Origin of the sequence: Jannaschia sp. M317 (assembly GCF_025141175.1) — a bacterium.
Classification (GTDB): domain Bacteria; phylum Pseudomonadota; class Alphaproteobacteria; order Rhodobacterales; family Rhodobacteraceae; genus Jannaschia.
In genome coordinates, this window is the sequence record NZ_CP081155.1 from 852,003 (window position 1) to 875,904 (window position 23,902).

A 23,902-nucleotide genomic window follows, 5' to 3' on the forward strand; every position below is an offset into this window, starting at 1 on the left:
GGCCGTGCCATCCCGCACCCTCCCGTCCGGTCGTCAGACCCGACAGCGCCCGACCCGCCCCCCCGGCGCGGGCGCTCGTGCAACGGCGGGCCTTGCCCCACCGCGCCGAATTTTTCAAAGGCCAGCCCCAGGCCCCCGCCGCCCCGGCGGGTCGGGCGCTGCCCTTCGCGATCCCGTCCACCCACACCGACACCAGATGGCAGCCCGCGCGGGACCCCGCCGCATGAGACCCTACGAGCGTGACCCCGCCGCCATCTATGCGGCCTCGTTCGCGACCGTCCGGGCCGAGGCCGCGCTCGACCGTTTTCCGGCCGATGTGGCGGAAATGGTTGTCCGCGTGATCCACGCCTGCGGCATGGTCGAGGTCGCGGACCGCATCGCCTACGCGCCCGATGTCGCGGCCAGCGCCACCGCGGCCCTGCGCGCGGGGGCCCCGATCTATGCCGATTGCGAGATGGTCGCCTCCGGCATCACCCGCCGCCTTTTGCCTGACGGGGCGCAGGTCCGCTGCACCCTCAACGATCCCCGCACCCCCGACATGGCGCGCGATCTGGGCACGACGCGTTCCGCAGCTGCCGTCGATCTGTGGGACACCGAGGGCGCCATCGTCGCCATCGGCAACGCGCCCACCGCGCTGTTCCGCCTGCTTGAACGGCTCGACGACGGGGCAGCCAAACCTGCCGCGATCCTGGCCTTTCCCGTCGGTTTCGTCGGAGCCGCCGAATCCAAGGCCGAGCTTGCCGCCCGCCCCCGCGAGACCCCGTTCCTGACCCTGCGCGGTCGGCGCGGTGGCAGCGCCATGGCCTCTGCTGCGGTCAACGTGCTGGGCATCCTTGCCGCCGGAGGGGTGCAGTGACCGCGCGCGTCCGCACTATTTCTGACGTACTCAGGCTGGTTGGTGCGCTTTCTGGGTATGACGCAGATCACCCGTCCATCACCCCTCCATCACCCACGGACCCCGCCCATGTCTGACGCCCCCTGGCTGCATATCGTCGGCATCGGCGAAGACGGGCTCGATGGCCTGACCCCCGCCGCCCGCACCGTGGTCGAAACCGCAGAGGTGATCGTCGGCGGCGACCGCCACCATGCTCTGTCGGACACGATCACCGCCGAACGTCTGGCCTGGCCGCATCCCTTCGACGCGCTGATCGACACGCTTACCGGGCTGCGCCAACGTCGCGTCGTGGTCCTGGCCACTGGCGACCCGCTGTGGTTTTCGGTCGGGGCCCGGATCGGCCGCGCCATCCCCGCCGGTCAGATCGCCTATCACCCGCAATTATCTGCCTTTCAGCTGGCCGCCGCGCGCATGGGGTGGTCCATGGCGGACCTGGAAACGCTGACGGTCCATGGCCGCCCGGTCGCGCAGATGATCGCCTTCATCCAGCCGGACGCACGGCTGCTGATCCTGACGACGGGGGCCGACACCCCCGCCCAGATCGCGAGGTTCCTGACCGAACGCGGCTTTGGTCAGTCGCAGATGACCGTCCTTGCCAACATGGGCGGCGCGGACGAGGCGCGCTTTGACGGGATCGCTCAGGCCTGGACCCATGAGGTGCCGCCTTTCAACACGCTGGCGGTCGACTGTATCGCCGCGCCTGACGCGGCCCTGCTGCCGCGCGTCCCCGGCCTGGCCGACGACCTGTTCCGCAGCGATGGCACCATGACCAAGCGCGAGGTGCGCGCCGCCACCCTGGCCAAGCTGATGCCGATGCGCGGGGCGCTTTTGTGGGACATCGGCTGCGGTTCCGGCTCGGTTGCGATCGAATGGATGCGCGCGGCCCGCTCGGCCCGCGCCATCGGGATCGAACCGCGCCCCGACCGCCGTGCCATGGCGGCTGAAAATGCCCTGGCGCTGGGTGCCCCCCGTCTGGATCTGCGCGAAGGGTCCGTTCCCGATGCGCTTGCGGATCTGCCTGCACCGGACGCCGTCTTCATTGGCGGGGGCCTGTCCGAGGCCACGTTCGCGGCAGCCTGGACCGCGCTGCGCCCCTTGGGGCGACTGGTGGCCAATGCGGTGACGCTGGAATCCGAGACATTGCTGATGGCGCTGCATGCGAAACACGGTGGCGACCTGGTGCGCCTGTCCATCGACCGGGCCGAACCCGTGGGCCGGTATCGCGGCTGGCGCGCGGCCATGCCCGTCACCCAGTGGAGCCTGATCAAGCGATGACAGGCACGCTTTATGGTGTGGGCCTGGGCCCCGGCGACCCCGATCTGATCACCCGCCGCGCCGCCCGCCTGATCGAGGCGGCCACGGTCGTGGCCTATCCCAGCCTTGCGGGTGGGGACAGCCTGGCGCGTGCCATCGCGGCCGACCTGATCCCCGAGGGCGCGCGCGAAATCCGCATGGACGTGCCCATGACCCGCGACCGTGCCCCGGCCCAGGCCGCCTACGACACCGGCGCGGCACAGATCGCCGAGGCACTGGATGCGGGCCAGGACGTCGTGTGTCTGTGCGAGGGGGACCCGTTCTTTTACGGGTCCTTCATGTATCTTTTCGCACGCTTGCGCGCCCGCTACTCGGTGGACATCGTCCCCGGCGTCACCTCGCTGACGGCTTGCGCGGCGCGGGCCGCCCTGCCTCTGACGGCCCGCAACGAGGTGATGACCGTCTTGCCCGGACCCTTGCCGGATGCGGCGTTGCGCGCCCATCTGCGCGCGGCCGACACGCTGGTCCTGATGAAGGTCGGTCGCCATCTGTCCCGCCTGCGCGCGCTCTTGTCCGACGAGGGGCTGCTGGCCGCCGCCACCTACGTCGAGCGTGCGACACTGGGCGCAGAACAGGTCCTGCCACTGGCGCAGGCCCCGGATCCGGCCCCCTATTTCTCGATGATCCTGATCGCCAAGGGGGCCGACCCGTGGTTGTGACCCCCCGCGGCCATCACCGGTCCCCATATACAATTCTCCCCCGGTTCCGGCCGGGCGCTGCCGCAAAGACATGCCCATGACCGCCGCCCCCATCGTGCTTGCCCTCAACTCCGCTGGCGAAATGACGGCGCGCCGCATCGCACAGACGCTTGGATGTGCGTTGCATGGCCGCGCCGGGCGGACCGACGCAGAGGTGACGTTTCCCGACGCATTGGTCCATGCCCGCGACCTGTTTGCCGCCGGACATCCGGTGATCGGGGTCTGCGCCTCGGGCATCCTGATCCGCGCCGTGGCACCGCTGCTGGCCGACAAGACGACCGAACCGCCGGTGATTTCCGTGTCTGACGATGGCGCGGTCGTTGTGCCGCTTCTGGGCGGGCACCGGGGGGCGAACCGTCTGGCGCGACGTATCGCCGACGTTCTGGCAGGGACGGCTGCGGTGACGACGGCGGGCGACGTGGCCCTGGGCGTGGCCCTGGATGAGCCGCCGATCGGATACCGCCTGGCCAATCCGCAGGACGCCAAGTCGGTGATGGCCGCGCTTTTGTCCGGCGGCGGCGCGCGGGTCACGGGCGCGCCGCTCTTTGATCTGCCACCCGGCGATGCGGTCGAGATCGCGGTGACCGAGGCGCCTGCGACAGGTGGCCCCCATCGCCTCGTCTACCATCCGCAACGATTTGCGCTGGGCGTCGGCTGCGCCCGCAACGCCCCCGCAGAGGAGTTGTGGGACAGCGTCTGTGCCCTGCTGGACGGGGCTGGCGTGGCACCGGGGGCGCTGGCATCCATCAATACGCTGGACCTGAAACTGGACGAACCGGCGATGAACGCGCTTGCTGCGCGCCTGGGCGTGCCGTTGCGCGCCTTCACCGCAAGCGAGCTGGCCGCGCAAGAGGTTCCCAACCCGTCTGCCGTGGTCCAGGCCGAGGTCGGCACGCCCTCGGTCTCCGAGGCGGCGGCCCTGGCCGCCAGCGGCGGCACCTTGGTCGCGCAGAAACGCAAGACCGCGAATACCACCTGCGCCCTGGCCCGTGCCGATGCGCCGATCACCGATCTGCCGGGGCGCGCACGGGGACGGGTGTCGATCGTGTCGCTTGGACCGGGTCAGTCCGCCTGGCGATCGCCCGAGGCCAGCCGCATGGTGCAACAGGCTGATGAACTGGTCGGCTATTCCCTGTACATCGACCTGCTGGGCCCCTTGGCGGCGGGCAAGCCGCGCGCCGATTTCCCCCTGGGCGGGGAAGAGGCGCGCTGTCGCCACGCTCTGGAACGGGCGGGCGGGGGGCGCGATGTCGCGCTGATCTGTTCGGGCGACGCGGGGATCTACGCCATGGGTGCGCTGGTCTATGAACTGCTGTCCCGCGACCCCTCCGACCCTTCGGCCCTGACCGATGCGGCCCGCCGGGTCGAGGTCGTGGCCACCCCCGGCATCAGCGCGCTGCAGGCCGCCGCCGCGCGGGCCGGGGCCCCCTTGGGCCACGATTTCTGCGCCATCTCTCTGTCGGACCTGCTGACCCCGCGCGAGGATATCCTGCGCCGCCTTCACGCCGCGTCCGAAGGTGATTTCGTGATCGCCTTCTACAATCCCGTGTCCAAACGCCGCCGGACCCTGCTGGCCGAGGCCCGCGACATCCTGCTGACCCATCGCCCCGCCGACACCCCGGTCCTGCTGGCGTCGTCCCTGGGCCGCCCGGAGGAGGAGCTGCGCTATCGCCGGTTGGATGAGTTGCAGGTGGATGAGGTCGACATGCTGACCGTCGTGCTGGTCGGGTCGTCCCATACACGTCTGGTCGAAACCGGCGATGGTACCCGCATGTTCACGCCGCGCGGCTATGCGCGCAAGATGGCGGGCGGGGATCTGGCGTGAGCCTTGATCAGGTCCGCAGGATCAGCCGCGGGGTGCCGCAGGTGTCATTGGCGGTAATCCCGGGCTTTCAGCCCCGTGTCTCCGGCCACATGCGTCTCGGCCCCCGGAACCACATCGGTGTTCTGCGCCGAGACCGCCAGCCACCCGTCCCCCTGGCGCGTCAAGACAAAGCTGAGGATCGCCGTGCGCGGTCCGGCGCGCGTGCCATCCGGTGCGACCTGCCCGGTCAGCGCCATGCGCGCGTGGATCACGGCCACGTCGTTCATCCTGCGGATTTTGACGCGCCCCGCCACCAGACGCGTATCCGCGAAGAAGGAACCCAGCGCATAGCCATGGGCCCGCGCAATCGCGGCGCGGTCCTCCCACCAGATGCCCACCACGTTCACGAAATCCGCATCCTCCGCGAACAGCGCGCCCAAACCCGCCCCGTCCCGCGCCATCCAGGCGGCGACGAAGGCGGGCACAAAGGCGTCTGGATCGGAAACCATGCCCAAGGAATAGCCCCATGACCGTCCATTTCATAGGTGCCGGCCCCGGCGACCCGGAGCTTTTGACCCTCAAGGCGCAGCGCCTGATCCGGGCCTGCCCCGTCTGTCTCTATGCCGGGTCGCTGGTGCCCGAGGCCGTGGTGGCCGAGGCACCCGAGGGCGCGCGCGTTCTCGACACTGCGCCGATGACGCTGGAGGACACCCACGCAGAGATCACCGCCGCCCACGCACGCGGTCAGGACGTGGCCCGTGTGCATTCCGGTGACCCCAGCCTGTATGGTGCCATCGCCGAGCAGATCCGCCTGCTGAAACGCGACGGCATCCCCTATGAGGTCACACCCGGCGTTCCCGCCTATGCCGCCGCCGCCGCCGCCCTGGGGCAGGAGTTGACGATCCCCGAGATCGCGCAAAGCATCGTCCTGACCCGTGTCAGCATGAAATCCACCTCCATGCCGCCCCGAGAGACGTTGGAGAATTTCGCCCGCACCGGGGCCACGCTGGTCATCCACCTGGGCATCCGCGCCCTGCGCGAGATCGAGCGCGTGCTGGTCCCGCACTACGGGGCCGACTGCCCCGTTGTCGTCGCCTACCGCGTGGGCTGGCCGGACGAGGCCTTTCTGCGGGGCACGCTCAGCGACATTCGTGAAAAGGTCCGGGCCGAGAAAATCACCCGCACGGCGCTGATCCTCGTCGGCCCCGCTCTGGGCCAGGTGGAGGATTTTCGCGACAGCGCGCTCTATGATCCGGCGATCCCGCATGTGCTGCGTCCCCGCACAAAGGTCTGACGTTTCACAAAACCCTCACGTGCGACTCATTGACTCTTAGCCATTCCGCGTCAGTCTCTACCGGAAGGGTGGCGGTGGAGACATCGTCACACGCTGGGGTTGAGGAGGCTGCCATGGCGATCGAACGGGTTTTCCTGTCCAAGGACGTGCGCGAGGGGCTGGAACTGGCGCGCAGCCGGGATCAACGCAAGACGGGGGGCAAGCTGCGGGTTCAGATGGGGGACACCTGGTATCCCATCGTCTCCTATTCCGATGCGGGGTTTGACGTGGCCCTCGATGTCGCGCCGAAATTGCGCGGCCTGGTCGAGATCCACGATGGCCCGCGCATGCTCCGCACCGTGCTGATTGTCGCGTCCGAGCCGTCGGGCGAGGTGATGCACTACGACTTCAAACGGGCCACCGACGCGCGCACCACGGCACCGCTCGATTATGCGCGCGAGGTCGAGGCCCCGGCAGGCTATCTGTCTCACGGGTCGTGATCGCGAAGGCCGCGTCGCGGCGTCTTCTTCGGCTAAAATACTCACGGGGGTCTCCAAGGGGGCTGTCAGCCCCCTTGGCAGGGGAGCGCGAGGGGACGGGTCCCCTCGCTCCGCCCTCATCTGGATGAGGGCGGCACCCCGGGTGCGATCGAATAATAGGCCGCCTCCGCGCCGGTGATCCGGGCCCACATCTGATCGCCGCGCGAAAAGTGCCACCATTCGGTCGGATTGTTCGCAAACCCCGCCTCGACCATCAGCCAATAGAGCAATCGCCGGTTTGCCCGTGCCTCCCGCGCGGAAAAGGCCAGCCCCTCGGGGTCCGCTTCGAGGGCATCGGTGTTCGATGTCTCGGACACGTCGTCGAACAAGGTGCCCATGAACAGCTCCGCGCCGTCCCGGTAGCGGATCGTCAGGTCCACCGCGGCCCCCGTCGCATGGGGCGGAGGAGAGGCCGGATCAATGCCGCCCTCGGCGCCGCGTGCCCAATACCGTTCCGTCTCGAAGGCGATCCGCGGCGCGTCCCAGTCGGGGTGCAAGGTGCGCAGGTGGTCCGGCATCCAGCGGGTGTGGAAATGGTTCTGCACCGCGATCGGGCGCCAGGCGTCGAACACCCAAAGTTGCAGGCCATAGGGGGCCAGCCTTGCATCGACCCCCTGCAGCCGTGTGACCAGCGGTGCGCGCAGAAGCAGATCCGGCACCGACCCGGCCACCCGCCCGTGATAGGGGGCCGTCCTGTCGGACCAGTAGGCGTTTTGCCCGGCGATGCCCTGTGCGGTCACCTCTGTCATCGGGTCGGTCCCGCGCGGGTCGCGCAGGTCGACGGGGTGGTCGCGATAGCCGGGGCGACGTGTGGCGGCGCGGGCCACCTCTTCTGCCAGGGGGCGGGCACGCAGGGCGGCCAGGGGGCCTTCGGTCAATCGTATCATGCCCCAGCCTTGACCGCCCCGCCCGCGCCCCGCAAGAGGGGAGGATCAGGCAGGAGAGTTTCATGCGCACAGTCTACGTCAACGGTGAATATGTTCCCGAGGATCAGGCCAAGATTTCGGTTTTCGACCGCGGCTTCCTGTTTGCCGACGGCGTCTACGAGGTGACCTCGGTGCTGGATGGCAAGCTGATCGATTTCGCGGGGCACGTCGCGCGGCTCAAACGCTCGCTCGCGGAGCTGGAGATGGACGCCCCCTGCGACGAGGCCGAGCTGCTCGCCATTCACAAACGCCTGGTGGCGGAGAACGGTATCGAAGAGGGGCTGGTCTACCTGCAGGTGACGCGTGGCGCGGCGGATCGCGATTTCGCCTATCCCGAAGCGGCGACGCCGACGCTGGTGCTGTTTACCCAGTCAAAACCGGGCCTGGCCGATGCGCCGGCGGCGAAGACCGGGATCAAGGTCATCTCGATCCCCGACCGTCGCTGGGGCCGCCGGGACATCAAGACGGTGCAGCTGCTCTATCCGTCGATGGGCAAGATGATGGCCAAGGCCGCCGGCGCCGCCGATGCCTGGATGGTCGAGGACGGGGCCGTGACCGAGGGGACGTCCAACAACGCCTATATCGTCAAGGGCAACACCATCATCACCCGCCACCTGGGCGAGGAGATCCTGCACGGCATCACCCGCGCCGCGGTGTTGCGCATGGCCTCCGAGGCGCAGATGAAAGTGGAAGAACGGGCCTTTACCATCGAGGAGGCGCAGCAGGCGGACGAGGCCTTTGTCACCTCTGCCTCGACCTTCGTGATGCCGGTGGTGGACATCGACGGTGCACAGATCGGCACCGGCGCGCCCGGTCCCGTGGCGCAACGCCTGCGAGAGATCTATCTGGACGAAAGCCGCAAGAAAGCCGTCTGAAGGCATCGCCTGGCGCACAGCAAGGGGGCGTCCGATAGGTCTGCCCACCCCTTTGCGCGCGGATCAGATCGGCGCGATCAGTCCGTGCGCGGGGGATCCCACCGCAGGATCACCTTGACCTTCTGCTGCGTGTCCCAACGGCGCGGGCCGGGGGTGAACGACCTGCGGTTGAGTTGCATGTGCAGGGCCGCGATCTGCCGGGTCGACAGTTGCCCCGCGTCAACGGCTGCGAACCCAAGGGCATCGAGCCTGTGTTGCACCGACGCGACCAGCTGGGCGTTGGGGGCGGCCATGGCGGGCTGCAGTCCCGCCAGAAAAGCCGCAAGGACAAGCGCGAACCGGGTCATTTCGACACCCCTTCGAGGGCGCGTTGCAGAAACCCCTTTCGCAGGGTTCCCGCAATCACGCCGCTGATATGATTGCGGGAGCGGCCGGAATGCAGGGCGGCGTTGATGTGCAGAACCTGCACGTTGCTCAGCCGCCGAACGTCGGTGTCTCGAAATCCGAACAGCGGCAACTCCTGTGCCACATGGGCGCGCAGCCCCTGCAACGGGGCCTCTGCCCGCGGGGTGCCGACGGCGTCTCGCGCGGACGCGGTGCCGGTCGCCAGCAGGGCTGCGGTCAGCAGGATTGTGAATGATCGGGTCATGGCGATCCCTCCTTGCCCATGATGATAGCGTCCCCGGCGGGCCCCGGCGATGCCTTGGCCGACACGAAACCGCGATCCGGCGGAGGTCAGCCGTCGCGCCCGACGTTCGCAGCGAAGCTTTCGGTAAAGGCGGCCTGTTGCTCGGGCGTCGCCTCTGACTGATGGCGGGCTTTCCAGTCGGCCATCGGCATCCCGTAGAACGTCTCGCGCGCTTCGTCCTTGGTCATCTCGATGCCCCGTTCGGCTGCGGCTTCGCCGTACCAGCGCGACAGGCAGTTGCGGCAGAACCCGGCGAGGTTCATCAGGTCGATGTTTTGCGCGTCGGGCCGGTCTTCCAGCAGGTGCTGGCGCAACCGGCGGAAGGCGGCGGCCTCGATCTCGATACGGGTCTGGTCATCCATTGCGAACATCCTTCAGTGCGGCGGTCAGGTGCGGGGCGAGGCGGGCGGCCCAATGGCGTTGCCCGGCCTCGTCAGAGATGAGGTCCTGGCGCAGTTCGATCAAGACATGCAATGCGCCCCGTGTCAGCGCGTGCCGGTCCATCGTGTCGCCGGGATAGTAGCCATCGTAGGGCTCATTGACGCCGACGCAAAGGTCGCGCTCGGACTCCAGCCGGGCGATGATCGGGTCGGTCAACCGGCGGTCGCGGTTGAACAGGATACCGACCTGCCAAGGACGCGGGGCGCGGCCGCGCAGTTGCGGGGTAAAGCTGTGGACCGAACAGATCACCGGCGCGGCCCGCGTGTCCAGAACGCCGGCCAGCGCCGCATGGTAGGGTCGGTGAAACAGATCCAGCCGCCGCGCCTTTTCGCTGGCGTCGGCATGACGGTTCCCGGGGATGATGGTCCCGTCATAGAGCTTCATCAGAAGGGTCGGGTCCGCCTCGCCCCGGTTGGGGTCGATGACCAGACGGGAAAAGTTGGACAGAACCGCAGGCCCCGCCAGCAGGCGCGACAGTTCCCGCGTCACGCCTGCCGCGCCCGGATCCCAGGCGATGTGGCGGGCCATTTCCGCCTCGGGCAGGTGCAGGGTGCCGCCGACTTCGGCGGGGACGCGGTTGTTGGCATGGTCACAGCAGATCACCCAGTCGGACGGGGCATCGGCGGCGTGGACGTGGAAAGCGGGCTCTGTCATGGGCCTGCCATATCGCGCGGCGCAGCGGTTGCCCAGCGACGCAAGGGCGGCGGATCGGCACGGATTGTCGCCTTTGAGGCACGTGACGCTTGCCGAACCGAACCGAACCGTGCAGAAGCGCGAGCGCTAACATTCCGTATTTCATGCAAAGGGACGACCGACCCATGAGACGTCACCGCAATGTGAAGATCGTCGCAACGCTGGGCCCGGCATCGGACGACTACGATACCATCCGCGCACTTTTCGAAGCCGGGGCGGATGTGTTCCGTCTGAACATGTCCCACGGTGGACATGAGGACATTCGCGCCCGCCACAACATCATCCGGGACATCGAGCGTGACACCGGTCGCCCGATCTGCATCCTGGCCGACCTTCAGGGCCCGAAGCTGCGCTGCGGCGTCTTCAAGGGCGACGAGGCCGAGATCGAGGAGGGGCAGCCCTTCCGCTTTGACCTGGACGACACGCCGGGCGATTCGACCCGCGTGCAATTGCCCCACAAGGAAATCTTCGAGGCGCTCAAGCCCGGTGGCCATCTGCTGGTCAACGACGGCAAGCTGCGCCTCAAGGTCGAGAATTGCGGCAAGGATTTCGCCGATTGCACCGTGGTCACCGGCGGGACCATTTCCAACCGCAAGGGTGTGAACGTCCCCGATGTGGTGCTGCCTCTGGCCGCCCTGTCGGACAAGGACCGCAAGGACCTGGAATTCGTCTGCGAACTGGGTGTCGACTGGCTGGCCCTGTCCTTCGTGCAGCGCGCCGCTGACGTCCACGAGGCCCGCGAACTGGCCGGGGGGCGCGCAGCGATCCTGTCCAAGATCGAAAAGCCGGCCGCGGTCGATGCCTTCGACGAGATCCTGGCCGTCTCTGACGGGATCATGGTGGCGCGCGGGGATCTGGGCGTCGAATGCCCGGTCCATGCCGTGCCCCCGATCCAGAAGCGTCTGATCCGCAAGTGCCGCGCCGCCGCCAAGCCGGTGATCGTGGCCACGCAGATGCTGGAATCGATGATCGACAGCCCGATGCCGACCCGTGCCGAAGTCTCTGACGTGGCGACCGCCATCTATGAGGGCACGGATGCGATCATGCTCTCGGCTGAATCCGCGGCGGGGGCCTATCCGCTCCAGGCGGTGCAGACGATGAACAACGTGGCCGAATCGGTGGAAAGCGACAGCACATATCGCGACATCATCGAGGCGTCGCGGTCCTCGCATCTGACCTCCACTGCCGATGGCATCGTGGCCGCGGCGCGCGAAATCGCCGAGACGACGGACGTGAAGGTGATCTGCTGCTTCTCGCATTCCGGCTCCACCGCGCTGAAGGTCAGCCGGGAACGCCCGCGGGTGCCGATCATCGCCCTGACCCCTGTCACCTCCACCGCGCGGCGACTGGTGCTGAGCTGGGGTGTCCACTCGGTCGAGACGCAATCGGTCGAGCGGTTCAAATACGCGGTCGTCTCTGCGGTGCGCGCCGCCAAGGCTTCAGGTTTTGCCGAAGCCGAAGACCAGGTCGTCGTGACCGCAGGTATCCCGTTCAACGTCGCCGGATCGACCAACATCCTGCGCGTCGCGCCCTGTGACGAACGGTTGATCTTCGGCCCCGACGGCGACTGACATGGAGGCGCTGGCAGGCTTTCTGACAGCGGTTCGGAACTGGTGGGCGTCGCTGCCCGGCATTCCGCCGCTTGGCCTGCCGGTGCCCGGCGACCCAGAGGTTCTGATCGTCATCGCCACCGTCCTGTTGGCGCTGGGCCTGACGGCGCTGATCTCGGGCTGGGTCGAGAAACGGCTGTCCTGGGTGGCGGTCTTCACGATCGTTCTGTCCGCCGCCCTGTTCTTTTGGGTCTGGGAGGGGGATCGCGACGGTTTCGGCTGGATTTCCGTGCCCGAGGCCTTTGTGGAACTGGTCGCGCGCGTCCTGCGCTAGCAACCCTTGCATTGCCCGCGCCAGGCGTCTAGTTGGCGCGCTCGAATACCCGCACGGCCGGCGATTGGGATGCCGAGTCGCGCGCAGGAGAAGGAGTAATGAAATGCCCAAGATGAAGACGAAGTCGAGCGCCAAGAAGCGCTTCAAGGTCACCGCCGGTGGCAAGGTGCTGGCCGGTCAGGCCGGCAAGCGCCACGGCATGATCAAACGCCACAAGAAATTCATCCGCGACGCCCGCGGCACCACCACGCTGTCCGCGCCGGACGCCAAGATCGTCAAGGGCTTCATGCCCTACGACCGCTGATAGGTAGGATCTGATATGTCCCGCGTAACCTCCGGTGTCGTCACCCACGCCCGTCACAAGAAGGTCCTGAAGGCTGCGAAAGGCTACTACGGTCGCCGCTCCACCACCTTCAAGGTCGCCCGTCAGGCCGTCGACAAGGCCAACCAATACGCCACCCGCGACCGCAAGAACCGCAAGCGGAACTTCCGCGCGCTGTGGATCCAGCGGATCAACGCCGCCGTGCGCGCCCATGATGCGGAAATGACCTATTCCCGCTTCATCAACGCCCTGTCGAAGGCCGGGATCGAGGTCGACCGCAAGGTTCTGGCCGACCTGGCCGTGCATGAGCCCGAGGCCTTTGCCGCCATCGTGGAGCAGGCCAAGGCCGCCGCGTAAGCGACCTGGAAATCGTGCGAATTGGGGGTCTTTCGGGGCCCCCTTTTTACGTCTGCGGGGTCAAATGCCGGGTCCCTTGCGTCCCCCCCTTCATGGCCCCCGGCGGTGATCGGCGCGGGACGGGCGGAGGGGCGACCGGCCGGGGTCCGTTTCCCCCCTGACTTGGGGCCCCTGTGTGCCATCTTGTCGGGGACATTCCTTGCCCGGAGCCTGCCTATGCGCGCCCTTCTTCTCCCCCTCCTTCTTGCCGCCTGCAGCACTGCGCCCGTCGGTAACCGCGCGATTCTGGCCATTGGGGACAGCGTCATGGCCTGGAACGGCGCGGCAGGCATCCCCGAGGTGTTGTCGGCCACGTTGAACCGACCGGTGCAGGATCGTGCCCAGTCGCTGGCGCAGGTCACCAACCCGAACGGGCTGGCGGGCACCTTGGGCTTCGACATCACGCGGCAATACGCCCCCGGTGATTGGGATTGGGTGGTGATGACCGGGGGCGGCAACGACCTGCGACCCGATTGCGCGACACCGCAGGCGGCGGCCACACGGGACGGGTTGATAGGGCCGGACCTGGCAGGTGACATCCCCGCGCTGATCGCGCGCATCCGGGCCGATGGGGCCCGCATCGCGTTCGTCGGCTACTACGACGGGGCAGAGGCTTCGCCCACCGGCTTCACCCCGTGCCAGCCGGAGTTCGACATCATGAACGCCCGGCTGGCACAGGTGGCCGCGCGGGATCCGGGTGTGGTGTTTCTGGATGCGGGCGTTGTGATCGACGCCTCCGATCCGGGCCTGTACGCGCCTGACCTTGTGCATCCCTCGCCCGAAGGCTCCGCCCGGATCGGGCGGGCGCTGGCGCAGGCGATTCTTTCGGCGGAGGGGCTTGACCTTCCAGTAACTGGAACCCCTATCTCCGGGTCATGACCCAGGCTTTGTCCATTGGGGCCGCCGCCGCGCGCGCCGGCCTGCCGCCCAAGACGATCCGCTTCTACGAAGAGGTGGGGTTGATCGCGCCTGCGCGCGGGGCCAACGGCTACCGCGCCTTTTCGCCCCGACAGGTTCATGAGCTGGCGTTTCTGGGCCGGGCCCGGGCGCTTGGATTCGGGCTGGAAGATTGCCGGGCGCTGCTGGCGCTTTGGCGCGACGAAGGGCGGGAGAGCGCGGAGGTCAAGGCCCTTGCGCGCACCCATCTGGCGCAGATCGACGCCCGGATCGCCGACTTGCAGGACATGCGCGCCACGCTGGCGCATCTGGTGGAAACATGCGCGGGGGATGCGCGGCCCGACTGCCCCATCCTGACCCGCCTGAGCCAAGAGGATTGATCGAATGCCGAAGGACATGACCGAGGGCCGCGCCGTCCTCTACCGTCGGGCCATCGGGCAGAGCGTCTGCCCCCACGGGTTGAAGGCGCGGCATCTGCTGCGCCGCGAAGGGCTGGAGGTGGAAGAGCGGTTGATCACCACGCCCGAGCAGAACGAGGCCGTGAAGGCGGAGCTGGGGGTCAAGACCACCCCGCAGGTGTTTCTTGGCGGTGAGCGGATCGGCGGCTACGACGACCTGCGGACGCGTTTCGGCAAGACCGTGCCTGACCCGAACGCCGTGACCTATCGCCCGGTGTTGACCATCTTTGCCGTGGCGGCCCTGATGGCGCTGGCGGTCAGCTGGCTGGTCCATGGCACGCTGACGGCGCAGGTCGTGCCCTGGTTCGTCGCCATTTCGATGTGTTTCCTGGGCGTGCAAAAGCTGCAGGACGTGGACCGCTTTGCCACCATGTTCCTGAACTACGACCTGCTGGCCCGGCGCTGGGTTCCCTACGGCTATGTCTATCCGTTCGTCGAGACGGCGGCGGGCGTGCTGATGCTGGCAGGGGTCATGACCTGGCTGGCGGTGCCCGCGATGCTGTTCATCGGAACGGTGGGCGCGGTCAGTGTGTTCAAGGCCGTCTACATCGACAAGCGAGAGCTGAAGTGCGCCTGCGTGGGCGGCAACACCCGCGTGCCCCTTGGCTTCGTCTCTCTGACCGAGAACCTGGCGATGATGGCCATGGGGCTTTGGGGTATGACGCAGCTCTTGTGATTATGACGCCCGCCCGCGCGCGGCAGTTGCAGGCGCGCGCGGCAGGGGCTAGCTAGGCCCCCGCACGAAACGGGGACCGACATGGACGATCTGCGCGACAAATACCTGGGTCAGATCCTGGCCGCTGGCGACGAAGCCGGGCTGGAAGCGGTGCGCCTGGCCGCCGTGGGCAAAAAGGGCGAGGTCGCGTTGAAGATGCGCGAACTGGGCCGCATGACCCCAGAGGAGCGGCAGGTGGCGGGCCCGGCGCTGAACGCGTTGAAGTCCGAGATCACCAGCGCCATCGCCGCGCGCAAGGCCGCGCTGGAGGATGCCGCGCTGGACGAACGGCTGCGGTCGGAATGGCTGGACGTCACGCTGCCGGTGCGGCCGCGCAGGCAGGGCACGATCCACCCGATCAGCCAGGTTTCCGAAGAGGTCACGGCGATTTTCGCCGACATGGGGTTCTCCGTCTCCGAAGGGCCGCAGGTCGAGACCGATTGGTACAACTTCGACGCGCTCAACATCCCCGGCCACCACCCCGCGCGGGCCGAGATGGACACGTTCTACATGGCGCGCGCCGAGGGCGACAACCGCCCGCCCCACGTCCTGCGCACCCACACCAGCCCCGTCCAGATCAAGGCGATGGAGACCCATGGCGCGCCTTTGCGCACCATCTGTCCGGGCCGCGTCTATCGCGCCGACTATGACCAGACCCATACGCCCATGTTCAATCAGGTCGAAGGGCTGGCCATCGACCGCGATATCTCCATGGCGAACCTGAAATGGTGCCTGGAGGAATTCTGCCGCGCCTTCTTTGAGGTGGACGGGATCGAACTGCGCTTCCGTGCCTCGCACTTCCCCTTTACGGAACCTTCGGCTGAGGTCGACATCCGGTGTTCCTGGGAAGGCGGCACGCTGAAGCTGGGCGAGGGCGACGACTGGTTGGAAATCCTGGGGTCCGGCATGGTGCACCCCAAGGTTCTGGCTGCGGGCGGCATCGACCCGGATGTCTGGCAGGGCTTTGCCTTCGGCATCGGGATCGACCGGATTGCCATGCTGAAATACGGCATCCCCGATCTGCGCGCCTTCTTCGACAGCGACCTGCGCTGGTTGAAGCACTACGGCTTTGGTGCGTTGCAGGCCCCGACCCGCCACGCCGGTTAAGGGAATGGCAAGGGTGGAGTGCTAGACCCCGGGGCATCCTGTCCCGGAGCCTTGCCAATGCCCCCTGCCGCCGCGCTCAACCGCGCTCGCCACCCGACCAAGATCTCTGTCGAAGCCCTGGAAGAGGCGGCCACGCTGTCGGCATCGCTGCGCGGAACGGCGTTGAATTGCGGGATGCTGGCTGTCCTTTGGGCCAGCGCCGAGGCGGGGGAACGTGCGGCCTATGCCGACGAATTCCTGACCGAGCGGCAGGGTTTCCTGGCCGCGATCCGTCGCAACCGGGAACGTTGCCCCTTTGTGGCCGATATCGCCGAGGTTGCCGCCGACCGCGAACGGGTCCATGCGTTTCGCATCGCGTTGGAGGCGCTGCCGGACGATCGGGTGGACTTCACCCTGCAAGACGCGCGGGCCCTGGCCCATCAGGCCCGCAAGGATGCCGTGCCTGCGATGTCCGGGATGATGGCGCATCTTGGGTCCATGGCCAATGCCGCCCGCGAAGACGACAGCCGCGCGATGTCCGACAAGGCGGCCCTGGTCGATGGCATGTTGGCCGAAATGTCCCGAATTGGCCGCACCATCGGTTTGATCGCCATCAACGCTTCTGTCGAGGCGGCGCGCGCGGGCGGGGCCTCTGGCCGGACCTTTCAGGTGATCGCGACCGAAGTGCGCGATCTGGCGCTGCAGTCGGCGGACTTGTTGGAACAGACCAAGATCCGGCTGACCGAAGATGCCGCGAGACGGATCCAATGATGGCACCCGACCATCTCGGCCTGGGCTCGGCGACGGTCGTCAGCGGCGGCGCAGATACCAAGCGCCGTGACAGGGCCGAAGACGATTCGGATGTGGATCTGGGCACCTTGGGTGGCGTCGTCACCTTGCTTGGGCGGCTGCGGTCGCGGCTGGGGCTTTGCGGTGGGTTGGCGATGGTCGCGGCCACGGCTCAGGACGCGGCGGAGCGGCGGCGCGCGCAGGTGCACCTGTCCGAGAACGCGACCGCCTGCCACCGTCAGGCCAGCGCGCTGGACCCCCACATGCGCGACACCGGGACAGCATGCCGGTCCGCGCGGGAGGATCTGGCCCGCACCCTGCAGCACGCGGCGATGAACGGTGAGGCCCCCACCCTGGATGCGGCACAGGAGTTCGTCTGGGCCGTCACGGACCACGCAGTCCCCGCCGTGCAGCAGATCATGACCGTTCTCATCACGCGTGAATGGGCGCGCATGGCCCAGCGAGAGGCGGCGCTGGCGCAGCGTACCGCGTCGGTGGCGGCCATGTGCGATGAGATGGATCGGATCGGGCGGACGGTTCGGATGATTTCCATCAACGCGGCCGTAGAGGCGGCGCGTTCGGGCGGCGAGACCGGGCGCGTGTTCGGTTTGATCGCCGAAAACGTACGAGAGCTGTCGACCCGCGCCTCGGACGTGGTGCGTCACACGCGGGAACAGTTGCGTCAGGAGGACGATGACTAGCGGCCATGATCGCAAAAAGATCTGGACGCATCTACGGGATGCGGTGCAGTCCCGAAGTCGCCCCGCGTGACAGGATGCGCGCAAACGTGCAGCCGTCGAACACGTCAGCCGTCGCGCAGTCGGGCCAACAGATCGGGATCGACATATCCGTCGGGTACCAGGCCTGTGGCGGCCTGCCACCGTTGGATCGCGTCCAACGTAAGGGGGCCTACGAGGCCGTCGAACTTTTCGGGGTCAAAGCCACGGTCGGCCAGCAGGCGCTGCATCTCTACCCGTTCCTCGAACGTCAGCGCGCGATCCTGGCGTGGGAAGCCGGCGCGAATCGGGGGGCCACCGGCAATGCGGTCGGCCAGATGCCCGACGGCAATCACGTAGGCGTCGGCGGTGTTATAGGTCTCAAGCACGCGGAAATTGGCGGTCGTGGCAAAGGCGGCGCCTTCGTGCCCGGCAGGAACCCGGATCGAAAGCGCGTCTGTCCCCGGCAACGATCCGGTGGTGGCCCGCACGCCCAGCGTCTGCCAATCGGCAGTGGGTCTGGTCACACGTTCGCCGGTCAGGCGGTAGTCGAACCCGTCGGGCAGGGTCACCTCTGTCCCCCAGGGCAGGCCGGCGATCCAGCCATTCGCGGCCAGATAGGCAGCGGTCGAGGCCAGCGCATCGCGCGGATCGTCACCCCAGATGTCGCGCCGCCCGTCCCCGGTCCAGTCCTGGGCATGCGCCAGAAAGCTGGTTGGCATGAACTGCGTATGGCCCATGGCACCCGCCCAACTGCCGCGCAGGCGCGCGGCGCTGGTATCGCCCGCATCGAGGATGCGCAGGGCGTCGAGAAGTTGTTGTTCGAAAAACTCCGCCCGGCGCGGGTCGAACGCCAGGGTGGCCAGGGCCGACAGGGTGGATGTGCCGCCCCGCACGGCCCCATAGCTGCTTTCCAACCCCCAGATGGCCACGACGATTTCGGCGGGAACGCCGTGGCGTGCTTCGATCGCGGACAGGGTTTTTGCGTGGCGGGCCAATGCGCGGCGGCCGTTCGTCACGCGCAAATCACTGACGGCGGTGTCCAGATAGGCCCAAAGCGTCTTGGTGAATTCGTTCTGCGACCGGTCACGGCGGATGACGTCGGGCAGGAACCGGATGTCGGCCAGCGCGCTGTCCACCGTCGCAGGGCGGATGCCCTGCGCCTCGGCCCGGGCGCGAAATCCGTCCAGCCAACTGGCAAAATCGCTGACGGGTGGCGGGGTGCCGCGCGGCGCGGGCCGCGCAGAGGTGTCGGGGGCCTGGGCCAGAACGGGCCCGGTCAAGGCCAGCAGGAGGAGGAGGGAGCGGATCATCCGGCAAGCCTATCCGACACCCCGCCCCGCGCCACCCCCTAGCGGCGCTTGCGCGGAGCCTTGCGCAGTTTCTTCTTCTTGCCGAAGCCCTTGCGCGTAGGCGCATTGGCGCGCCTGCGCATGGGTTCACCGTCGATGGCGACCAGCTCGACCACCAGCCCGCCGCTGACCGGCGCGGCTTCGGCCAGACGGACGGTGACGCGTTGGCCGAGGCCGATCTCCGTGCCCGTGTCGGTGCCTGTCAGGGTCTGTTCGTCGCGGTCGAAGCGGAAGAATTCCGCCCCCAGCGACCGGACGGGGATCAAGCCGTCGGCCCCCGTCTCGTCCAGGCGCACGAAGGCGCCGAAGCTTTGCACGCCCGAGACGCGGCCCGTGAACTCTGCCCCGATCTTGTCGGCGAGGAAGGCGGCGAGGTAGCGGTCGTTGGTGTCCCGTTCGGCGATCATCGAGCGGCGTTCGGCCTCGGATATCAGCTTGGCCGTCGCCTCCAGATGCTCAATGTCCCAAGTCGACAGCCCGTCATCGCCCCAGCCATGCGCGGTGATCAAGGCGCGATGCACGATCAGGTCGGCATAGCGACGGATAGGAGAGGTGAAATGCGCGTAGCTGCGCAGCGCCAGTCCGAAATGCCCCATGTTCTGCGGGCCGTAGTAGGCCTGCGTCATGGCGCGGAGAGTGGACATGGAGATCAGTTCCGACAGCTCCGTCTCGGCGGCATCGTGCAGCAGCTTGTTCAGGGTCGCAGGCCGCATCACCTGCCCCTTGGCCAGCGCGAAGCCAGAGGCCTTGGCGGTTTCGCGCAAGCTGTCCAGCTTGTCCTCCGGCGGCTCTTCGTGGACGCGGTAGAGCAGCGGCGTACGCAGACGCTCCAACTCCTCGGCGGCGGCAACGTTGGCGGCGATCATGAACTCTTCGATCAGGCGGTGCGCGTCGAGACGGTCGCGGAAAGCCACCGAAGTGACCGTGCCGTCGTCGTCCAGCACAATCTTGCGTTCCGGCAGGTCCAGGTCCAGCGGCTGGCGCCGCGCGCGCGCGATCTTGAGCGTGGCATAGGCGGCATAGAGCGGGCGCAGCACGTCGTCCAGCAAGGGCGCGGTGCGGTCGTTCGGGGTGCCGTCGATGGCGGCCTGCACCTCTTCGTAGTGCAGCGATGCCGGGGAACGCATGAGGCCCCGATGAAAGCGATGCGCGACCTTTTCGCCCTGTTCGTTGAACACCATCCGCACGGCCAGACAGGCGCGGTCAACACCTTCGTGCAGCGAACAAAGATCGCCCGACAGCGCATCTGGCAGCATCGGCACCACGCGGTCCGGGAAGTAGGTGGAATTGCCCCGCTCCCGCGCTTCGCGGTCCAGGGCGGAATTCGGTGTGACGTAGGCGGCGACATCGGCGATGGCGACCCAAACCACATAGCCACCGGGATTGGCGGGATCGTCATCGGCATGGGCATAACAGGCATCGTCATGGTCACGCGCGTCCGACGGGTCGATGGTGATCAGCGGCAGATCACGCAGATCGGTCCGGCTGCCCAGTGCGGGGGGCTGCGCCGCCTCGGCCTCGGCCACGGCCTCGTCGGGGAAGGCATCGCGCAACCCGTGTTGGTGGATCGCGATCAGCGACACGGCCTTGGCCGCACCGGGGTCGCCCAGACGCGTGACGATCCTGGCGCGGGGCAAGCCCAGGCGGGTGCGGCCCTTGCCGACTTCGGCTTCGACCAGCTCGCCGTCGCGTGCCCCGCCGGTGTCGCCTGCGCCGATGATCCATTCGCGGTCATTGCCCTTGTCGACCGGCAGCATCCGCCCGCCTTCGGACCCTGCGCGATACACGCCGACGGTGCGACGCGGACCTGTGCCGATGCGTCGGATCAGACGCGCCTGATGGCTGTGATCCTCGCCGTCAACCTCGGTCAGGCGGGCCAGGATGCGGTCGCCGGGGGCCAGCGCCGGGTCGCCATCCTTGGGCATGAACAGGGCGCGGGGCGTGGGTGCGTCGCCCGTCCATTCAGGCGGCTCGGCGAAAAGGTCGCCGTCCGCGTCCACCTCGGTCACTTTCAGGACCGAGACCGGCGGCAGGCGGTTCGGGTCGTCATAGGACCGTTTGCGCTTGGTCAAGTGGCCCTCGTCCTCCAGCTCCCGCAGGACGCGTTTCAGGTCGATCCGCGCAGCCCCCTTGATGCCAAAGGCCTTGGCGATGTCGCGCTTGGAGGTGAGGGCGGGATTGTCGGAGATCCATTGCAGGATGTCCGATTTGGTGGGGATCTGGCTCATGCTCGGGGACGTAGCACGCACGGGGCGCGGCGCACAGGGCCGTCAGCCGCGCCGGATGACGGGGGCCAGCCGCGGCGCGGGGGCCGGATCCTCGCCGAAATCGAAGGTGTCGAGCCGCTCGGCCCGCTTGCCCGCCCGTTCAGCCGCGGTGGCGATGCCTTCGACGTCGCGGCGGGCCTGGTCGAAATGCGTCTCCAGCTTGGCGGCGCGTTCCACGATCAACTCGACGTCGCGGTGCAGGGTGGCCAGGGCGCGGCGTATCTCGCCCGCCTGTTCGCGCATCCGATGGTCCTTGAGGATCGCGCGCAGCGTGTTCAGCGTGGCCATGGTCGTGGTCGGCGAGACGATCCAGACACGGGCGGCAAAACCTTCGCGCACGATCTCGGGATGGTTGGCGTGCAATTCCGCATAGATCGCCTCGGACGGCAGGAACAGGCAGGCCCCCTCGGCCGTCTCGCCGGGCAGGATGTAGCGATCGGCGATGGCACGGATATGGGTGCGCAGGCTGGCGCGAAAGGCGGTGCGGGTGGCCTGGGACGGGTCGGCGATCAGCGCCTCATAGGCCTCCAGCGGAAATTTGGCGTCGATGACCAGGGGTCCGGGCGGGTCGGGCATATGGATCAGGCAGTCGGCGCGGCGTCCGTTCGACAGGGTTGCCTGCCAGGTGAAACCGTCCGGCGGCAGGGTCTTGGACACCAGGTCCCGCAGCTGGATTTCGCCAAAGGCCCCGCGTGTCTGTTTGTTGGACAGGATGTCCTGCAGGCCCAGCACGTCGCCTGACAGCGCCTCGATCTTGGCCTGTGCCGCGTCGATGGTGGCAAGCCTTTGGTGCAGGGCCCCCAACGTCTGTGCGGTGCGCGTGGCCGTGTCGTTAAGCGCGTGGCCCACCTGCGCCTCGCCCCGGCGCTGCGCCTCGACCACGGCAGACAGACTACCGCTGAGATGCGCTTGCGTTTGGCTGAGATCGCGCAGGCGCGCGGACATCAACAACAGCATGACAATCAACAACAGGACGATCCCGCCCCCGATGATCCCGCCCAGCACAAGGGGATCGGCCAGGTCCAGCGTCATGTGCGTCCGAACAGACGTTCGATGTCCGACAGCGCCAATTCCACGTAAGTCGGGCGGCCGTGATTGCATTGGCCGGACATCGGCGTCGCCTCCATCTCGCGCAGCAGGGCGTTCATTTCGGGGGCCGACATGCGGCGGCCCGACCGGATGGAGCCGTGGCAGGCCATGCGGCTGAGGATGGCATCGACCTTCGATTGCAAGGACAGCGGATCGGCGTCGTCCTCCTCCTCCAGCTCTTCGATGATGTCGGTAAGCAGGGCGCGGGCCGAAACCGCGCCCAGGATCGCAGGCGTTTCGCGCACGGCGACCGTGCCGGGACCGAATGCGTCCAATGCCAGACCCAAACGCGACAGGTCCAGCGACAGCAGGCGGTCGGCCATGGCCCCGACCTCGATGACTTCGGGGATCAGCAGGGCCTGGGCCGTGACGCCATGGGCGCGGGACTGGGCCTTGAGCCGTTCATAGACGAGGCGTTCATGGGCGGCGTGCTGATCGATCAACACCATGCCGGTGTCGGTCTGGGCCACGATGTAATTCTCGTGGAGCTGCGCGCGGGCGGTGCCAAGGTAGCCTGCGGGCGTGTCCGTAGCGGTTTCTGGTTCGACGCGGGCAGAGGCTTCGGCCAGGCCAGGGATGTCGACCGTAGCGGAGGGGGCCTGCGCGGTATAGGCGGCGCTGCGCGCGCCAAGGCTGGGCCGGTCCATCTGATAGACGGGCGCGGTCGGGCGTTCCGGGCGCATGGCCCCCAGCGTGGCCCCGGCCACGGTGCTGGCCGCGCGGTGACCGGACCCGGCCAATGCATGGCGCAGCCCCGATACGATCAGCCCCCGCACGATCCCGGCATCCCGGAACCGGACCTCTGTCTTGGCAGGGTGCACGTTGCAGTCGACCAGCGTCGGATCGCAGGTCACGTGCAGGACGGCGACGGCGTGGCGGTCGCGGGCCAGCACGTCCATGTAGGCCCCGCGCAACGCGCCGGTCAGCATGCGGTCCCGGACCGGGCGGCCGTTGACGTAGAGATACTGCTGGACTGCGTTGCCACGCGAATAGGTTGGCAGGGCGGCGTGGCCGGTCAGGCGGAAGCCGTCTCGTTCGGCATCGACGACCATGGCATTGTCTATGAAGTCACGGCCCAGGACCGTGGCCAGGCGGTCTGCCGCGCTGCTGGCGGCATCGGCGCGAAACAGGGTCCGGTCGCCACCATCGGACAGGTCGCGCAGGTGGAACGCGACGGCGGGCTCCGCCATGGCAAGGCGGCGGATTGCGTCGGTGACGGCCATGGTTTCCGCGCGCTCGGTCTTCAGGAACTTCAACCGGGCCGGGGTGGCGTGGAACAGGTCGCGCAGCTCGACCACGGTGCCCAGGCGCAAGGCGGCGGGCTTGGGCGGCGCGACCCGCCCGCCCGAGACGTGGATCGACGTGGCCCCGTCGGACCCCGCCGCGCGGCTGGTGATGGTCAGCCGCCCGACCGCCCCCAACGAGGGCAGCGCCTCGCCCCGAAAGCCAAAGCTGTGGATATTGAGCAGATCGCTGCCGTCGATCTTGCTGGTGGCATGACGCGACAGGGCCAGCGGCAGGTCGTCGGATCTGATGCCATGGCCGTCGTCGGTGACGCGGATCAGGGTGCGCCCACCGTCTGCGATGTCGATGGTGATGCGGCTGGCCTGCGCGTCCAGCGCGTTTTCCACCAGCTCCTTTACGGCACTGGCTGGCCGTTCGACCACCTCGCCTGCGGCGATGCGATTTATGGCACCTTCGTCCAACTGACGAATGCGCGGGGGGGATATGTTGCGGTCAGGTGCGCCCATGCCCCAACAGGTAGCATGGGCCCGCCCGAGTCGG

At 67.9% G+C, this 23,902-nt stretch carries 27 protein-coding genes; 17 read left to right on the forward strand and 10 right to left on the reverse strand.

Going from position 1 to position 23,902, the window contains the following annotated elements; genetic code table 11:
* Positions 1 to 223 precede the first annotated feature (223 nt).
* From K3551_RS04475 to cobJ, 4 genes are all read left to right on the forward strand, one after another.
* Positions 224 to 856 carry a precorrin-8X methylmutase gene (locus tag K3551_RS04475; RefSeq protein ID WP_259918031.1) on the forward strand — a complete coding sequence of 211 codons (633 nt, stop codon included), beginning with the start codon at positions 224 to 226 and terminating at the stop codon, positions 854 to 856.
* A 108-nt stretch (positions 857 to 964) separates the two neighbouring features.
* Positions 965 to 2,170: a precorrin-6y C5,15-methyltransferase (decarboxylating) subunit CbiE gene (cbiE, locus tag K3551_RS04480; protein ID WP_259918032.1), complete on the forward strand. Its 1,206-nt coding sequence runs from the start codon at positions 965 to 967 to the stop codon at positions 2,168 to 2,170.
* Positions 2,167 to 2,868, forward strand: a complete 702-nt coding sequence (gene cobI, locus K3551_RS04485) for a precorrin-2 C(20)-methyltransferase (RefSeq protein ID WP_259918034.1) — start codon at positions 2,167 to 2,169, stop codon at positions 2,866 to 2,868. The genes cbiE and cobI overlap by 4 nt, the downstream gene beginning before the upstream one ends.
* A 76-nt stretch (positions 2,869 to 2,944) precedes the next feature.
* Positions 2,945 to 4,732, forward strand: a complete 1,788-nt coding sequence (gene cobJ, locus K3551_RS04490) for a precorrin-3B C(17)-methyltransferase (protein WP_259918035.1) — start codon at positions 2,945 to 2,947, stop codon at positions 4,730 to 4,732.
* 44 nt (positions 4,733 to 4,776) lie between these two features.
* Here cobJ and K3551_RS04495 read toward each other — a convergent pair whose 3' ends face one another.
* Positions 4,777 to 5,220 (reverse strand): SgcJ/EcaC family oxidoreductase, encoded by a 444-nt coding sequence (locus K3551_RS04495; protein ID WP_259918037.1) that lies wholly within the window; start codon positions 5,218 to 5,220, stop codon positions 4,777 to 4,779.
* A 17-nt stretch (positions 5,221 to 5,237) separates the two neighbouring features.
* On the opposite strand from K3551_RS04495, the gene cobM reads away from it, so the two are divergent.
* A complete protein-coding gene (gene cobM, locus K3551_RS04500) occupies positions 5,238 to 6,005 on the forward strand; it encodes a precorrin-4 C(11)-methyltransferase (RefSeq protein ID WP_259918039.1) in 768 nt (255 codons plus the stop codon).
* Between the two features lie 113 nt (positions 6,006 to 6,118).
* Entirely contained in the window at positions 6,119 to 6,484 is a 366-nt protein-coding gene (locus K3551_RS04505; protein ID WP_259918040.1) for a hypothetical protein, read from the forward strand.
* A gap of 116 nt (positions 6,485 to 6,600) precedes the next feature.
* Here K3551_RS04505 and K3551_RS04510 read toward each other — a convergent pair whose 3' ends face one another.
* Positions 6,601 to 7,410 carry a M15 family metallopeptidase gene (locus tag K3551_RS04510; RefSeq protein ID WP_259918042.1) on the reverse strand — a complete coding sequence of 270 codons (810 nt, stop codon included), beginning with the start codon at positions 7,408 to 7,410 and terminating at the stop codon, positions 6,601 to 6,603.
* Positions 7,411 to 7,472: 62 nt separating this feature from the next.
* Here K3551_RS04510 and K3551_RS04515 point away from each other — a divergent pair, with 62 nt between their 5' ends.
* Positions 7,473 to 8,324 (forward strand): D-amino-acid transaminase, encoded by an 852-nt coding sequence (locus tag K3551_RS04515; RefSeq protein ID WP_259918044.1) that lies wholly within the window; start codon positions 7,473 to 7,475, stop codon positions 8,322 to 8,324.
* Positions 8,325 to 8,401: 77 nt separating this feature from the next.
* Here the strand turns inward: K3551_RS04515 and K3551_RS04520 are convergent, their stop codons facing one another.
* From K3551_RS04520 to K3551_RS04535, 4 genes are all read right to left on the reverse strand, one after another.
* The gene (locus K3551_RS04520) at positions 8,402 to 8,671 is read right to left on the reverse strand and encodes a hypothetical protein (protein WP_259918045.1); all 270 of its coding nucleotides are present in this window, start codon (positions 8,669 to 8,671) and stop codon (positions 8,402 to 8,404) included.
* Entirely contained in the window at positions 8,668 to 8,973 is a 306-nt protein-coding gene (locus K3551_RS04525) for a hypothetical protein (protein ID WP_259918047.1), read from the reverse strand. Before K3551_RS04525 ends, K3551_RS04520 begins: the two co-directional genes overlap by 4 nt.
* A gap of 86 nt (positions 8,974 to 9,059) precedes the next feature.
* The gene (locus K3551_RS04530) at positions 9,060 to 9,374 is read right to left on the reverse strand and encodes a DUF1244 domain-containing protein (RefSeq protein ID WP_259918048.1); all 315 of its coding nucleotides are present in this window, start codon (positions 9,372 to 9,374) and stop codon (positions 9,060 to 9,062) included.
* Entirely contained in the window at positions 9,367 to 10,107 is a 741-nt protein-coding gene (locus tag K3551_RS04535; RefSeq protein WP_259918050.1) for an N-formylglutamate amidohydrolase, read from the reverse strand. The genes K3551_RS04530 and K3551_RS04535 overlap by 8 nt, the downstream gene beginning before the upstream one ends.
* Before the next feature lie 164 nt (positions 10,108 to 10,271).
* On the opposite strand from K3551_RS04535, the gene pyk reads away from it, so the two are divergent.
* The 10 genes from pyk (at position 10,272) to K3551_RS04585 (ending at position 17,394) form a co-directional block, all read left to right on the forward strand.
* Positions 10,272 to 11,717, forward strand: coding sequence for a pyruvate kinase (pyk, locus tag K3551_RS04540; protein ID WP_259918051.1), 1,446 nt, complete (start codon positions 10,272 to 10,274; stop codon positions 11,715 to 11,717).
* A gap of 1 nt (position 11,718) precedes the next feature.
* The gene (locus K3551_RS04545; protein ID WP_259918052.1) at positions 11,719 to 12,030 is read left to right on the forward strand and encodes a hypothetical protein; all 312 of its coding nucleotides are present in this window, start codon (positions 11,719 to 11,721) and stop codon (positions 12,028 to 12,030) included.
* A 103-nt stretch (positions 12,031 to 12,133) separates the two neighbouring features.
* Complete coding sequence (gene rpmI / locus K3551_RS04550) at positions 12,134 to 12,334, forward strand: 50S ribosomal protein L35 (RefSeq protein ID WP_259918054.1); 201 nt, start codon at positions 12,134 to 12,136, stop codon at positions 12,332 to 12,334.
* A gap of 15 nt (positions 12,335 to 12,349) precedes the next feature.
* Positions 12,350 to 12,709 (forward strand): 50S ribosomal protein L20, encoded by a 360-nt coding sequence (rplT, locus tag K3551_RS04555; protein ID WP_259918056.1) that lies wholly within the window; start codon positions 12,350 to 12,352, stop codon positions 12,707 to 12,709.
* Positions 12,710 to 12,925: 216 nt separating this feature from the next.
* Complete coding sequence (locus K3551_RS04560) at positions 12,926 to 13,627, forward strand: SGNH/GDSL hydrolase family protein (protein WP_259918058.1); 702 nt, start codon at positions 12,926 to 12,928, stop codon at positions 13,625 to 13,627.
* Positions 13,624 to 14,025, forward strand: coding sequence for a MerR family DNA-binding protein (locus K3551_RS04565; RefSeq protein ID WP_409197404.1), 402 nt, complete (start codon positions 13,624 to 13,626; stop codon positions 14,023 to 14,025). Before K3551_RS04560 ends, K3551_RS04565 begins: the two co-directional genes overlap by 4 nt.
* Positions 14,026 to 14,029: 4 nt before the next feature.
* Entirely contained in the window at positions 14,030 to 14,779 is a 750-nt protein-coding gene (locus tag K3551_RS04570; RefSeq protein ID WP_259918059.1) for a MauE/DoxX family redox-associated membrane protein, read from the forward strand.
* An 81-nt stretch (positions 14,780 to 14,860) separates the two neighbouring features.
* Entirely contained in the window at positions 14,861 to 15,925 is a 1,065-nt protein-coding gene (gene pheS / locus K3551_RS04575) for a phenylalanine--tRNA ligase subunit alpha (protein ID WP_259918061.1), read from the forward strand.
* Positions 15,926 to 15,982: 57 nt separating this feature from the next.
* On the forward strand, positions 15,983 to 16,675 hold the full coding sequence (locus K3551_RS04580) for a methyl-accepting chemotaxis protein (RefSeq protein ID WP_259918063.1): 693 nt from the start codon (positions 15,983 to 15,985) through the stop codon (positions 16,673 to 16,675).
* Entirely contained in the window at positions 16,672 to 17,394 is a 723-nt protein-coding gene (locus K3551_RS04585; RefSeq protein WP_259918065.1) for a methyl-accepting chemotaxis protein, read from the forward strand. Before K3551_RS04580 ends, K3551_RS04585 begins: the two co-directional genes overlap by 4 nt.
* A 104-nt stretch (positions 17,395 to 17,498) precedes the next feature.
* Here K3551_RS04585 and K3551_RS04590 read toward each other — a convergent pair whose 3' ends face one another.
* The 4 genes from K3551_RS04590 to mutL are packed head-to-tail and all read right to left on the reverse strand — an operon-like array spanning position 17,499 to position 23,868.
* Positions 17,499 to 18,722, reverse strand: a complete 1,224-nt coding sequence (locus K3551_RS04590) for a lytic murein transglycosylase (protein ID WP_259918067.1) — start codon at positions 18,720 to 18,722, stop codon at positions 17,499 to 17,501.
* A gap of 38 nt (positions 18,723 to 18,760) precedes the next feature.
* The gene (gene rnr / locus K3551_RS04595) at positions 18,761 to 20,989 is read right to left on the reverse strand and encodes a ribonuclease R (protein ID WP_259918068.1); all 2,229 of its coding nucleotides are present in this window, start codon (positions 20,987 to 20,989) and stop codon (positions 18,761 to 18,763) included.
* A gap of 42 nt (positions 20,990 to 21,031) precedes the next feature.
* A complete protein-coding gene (locus K3551_RS04600; protein WP_259918070.1) occupies positions 21,032 to 22,060 on the reverse strand; it encodes a DNA recombination protein RmuC in 1,029 nt (342 codons plus the stop codon).
* On the reverse strand, positions 22,057 to 23,868 hold the full coding sequence (gene mutL, locus K3551_RS04605; protein ID WP_259918071.1) for a DNA mismatch repair endonuclease MutL: 1,812 nt from the start codon (positions 23,866 to 23,868) through the stop codon (positions 22,057 to 22,059). Before mutL ends, K3551_RS04600 begins: the two co-directional genes overlap by 4 nt.
* Positions 23,869 to 23,902: the final 34 nt, after the last annotated feature.

Bases quoted from the DNA above. Each gene is read 5' to 3' on its own strand.
- K3551_RS04475 (WP_259918031.1), top strand. From the start codon at position 224: ATGAGACCCTACGAGCGTGACCCCGCCGCCATCTATGCGGCCTCGTTC.
- K3551_RS04560 (WP_259918058.1), top strand. From the start codon at position 12,926: ATGCGCGCCCTTCTTCTCCCCCTCCTTCTTGCCGCCTGCAGCACTGCG.
- rnr (WP_259918068.1), bottom strand. From the start codon at position 20,989: ATGAGCCAGATCCCCACCAAATCGGACATCCTGCAATGGATCTCCGAC.
- K3551_RS04510 (WP_259918042.1), bottom strand. From the start codon at position 7,410: ATGATACGATTGACCGAAGGCCCCCTGGCCGCCCTGCGTGCCCGCCCC.
- K3551_RS04565 (WP_409197404.1), top strand. From the start codon at position 13,624: ATGACCCAGGCTTTGTCCATTGGGGCCGCCGCCGCGCGCGCCGGCCTG.
- cobM (WP_259918039.1), top strand. From the start codon at position 5,238: ATGACCGTCCATTTCATAGGTGCCGGCCCCGGCGACCCGGAGCTTTTG.
- K3551_RS04585 (WP_259918065.1), top strand. From the start codon at position 16,672: ATGATGGCACCCGACCATCTCGGCCTGGGCTCGGCGACGGTCGTCAGC.
- cobJ (WP_259918035.1), top strand. From the start codon at position 2,945: ATGACCGCCGCCCCCATCGTGCTTGCCCTCAACTCCGCTGGCGAAATG.
- cobI (WP_259918034.1), top strand. From the start codon at position 2,167: ATGACAGGCACGCTTTATGGTGTGGGCCTGGGCCCCGGCGACCCCGAT.
- K3551_RS04535 (WP_259918050.1), bottom strand. From the start codon at position 10,107: ATGACAGAGCCCGCTTTCCACGTCCACGCCGCCGATGCCCCGTCCGAC.
- K3551_RS04600 (WP_259918070.1), bottom strand. From the start codon at position 22,060: ATGACGCTGGACCTGGCCGATCCCCTTGTGCTGGGCGGGATCATCGGG.
- pyk (WP_259918051.1), top strand. From the start codon at position 10,272: ATGAGACGTCACCGCAATGTGAAGATCGTCGCAACGCTGGGCCCGGCA.
- K3551_RS04570 (WP_259918059.1), top strand. From the start codon at position 14,030: ATGCCGAAGGACATGACCGAGGGCCGCGCCGTCCTCTACCGTCGGGCC.
- K3551_RS04545 (WP_259918052.1), top strand. From the start codon at position 11,719: ATGGAGGCGCTGGCAGGCTTTCTGACAGCGGTTCGGAACTGGTGGGCG.
- K3551_RS04520 (WP_259918045.1), bottom strand. From the start codon at position 8,671: ATGACCCGGTTCGCGCTTGTCCTTGCGGCTTTTCTGGCGGGACTGCAG.
- cbiE (WP_259918032.1), top strand. From the start codon at position 965: ATGTCTGACGCCCCCTGGCTGCATATCGTCGGCATCGGCGAAGACGGG.
- K3551_RS04515 (WP_259918044.1), top strand. From the start codon at position 7,473: ATGCGCACAGTCTACGTCAACGGTGAATATGTTCCCGAGGATCAGGCC.
- rplT (WP_259918056.1), top strand. From the start codon at position 12,350: ATGTCCCGCGTAACCTCCGGTGTCGTCACCCACGCCCGTCACAAGAAG.
- pheS (WP_259918061.1), top strand. From the start codon at position 14,861: ATGGACGATCTGCGCGACAAATACCTGGGTCAGATCCTGGCCGCTGGC.
- K3551_RS04590 (WP_259918067.1), bottom strand. From the start codon at position 18,722: ATGATCCGCTCCCTCCTCCTCCTGCTGGCCTTGACCGGGCCCGTTCTG.
- rpmI (WP_259918054.1), top strand. From the start codon at position 12,134: ATGCCCAAGATGAAGACGAAGTCGAGCGCCAAGAAGCGCTTCAAGGTC.
- K3551_RS04505 (WP_259918040.1), top strand. From the start codon at position 6,119: ATGGCGATCGAACGGGTTTTCCTGTCCAAGGACGTGCGCGAGGGGCTG.
- K3551_RS04580 (WP_259918063.1), top strand. From the start codon at position 15,983: ATGCCCCCTGCCGCCGCGCTCAACCGCGCTCGCCACCCGACCAAGATC.
- K3551_RS04495 (WP_259918037.1), bottom strand. From the start codon at position 5,220: ATGGTTTCCGATCCAGACGCCTTTGTGCCCGCCTTCGTCGCCGCCTGG.
- K3551_RS04525 (WP_259918047.1), bottom strand. From the start codon at position 8,973: ATGACCCGATCATTCACAATCCTGCTGACCGCAGCCCTGCTGGCGACC.
- mutL (WP_259918071.1), bottom strand. From the start codon at position 23,868: ATGGGCGCACCTGACCGCAACATATCCCCCCCGCGCATTCGTCAGTTG.
- K3551_RS04530 (WP_259918048.1), bottom strand. From the start codon at position 9,374: ATGGATGACCAGACCCGTATCGAGATCGAGGCCGCCGCCTTCCGCCGG.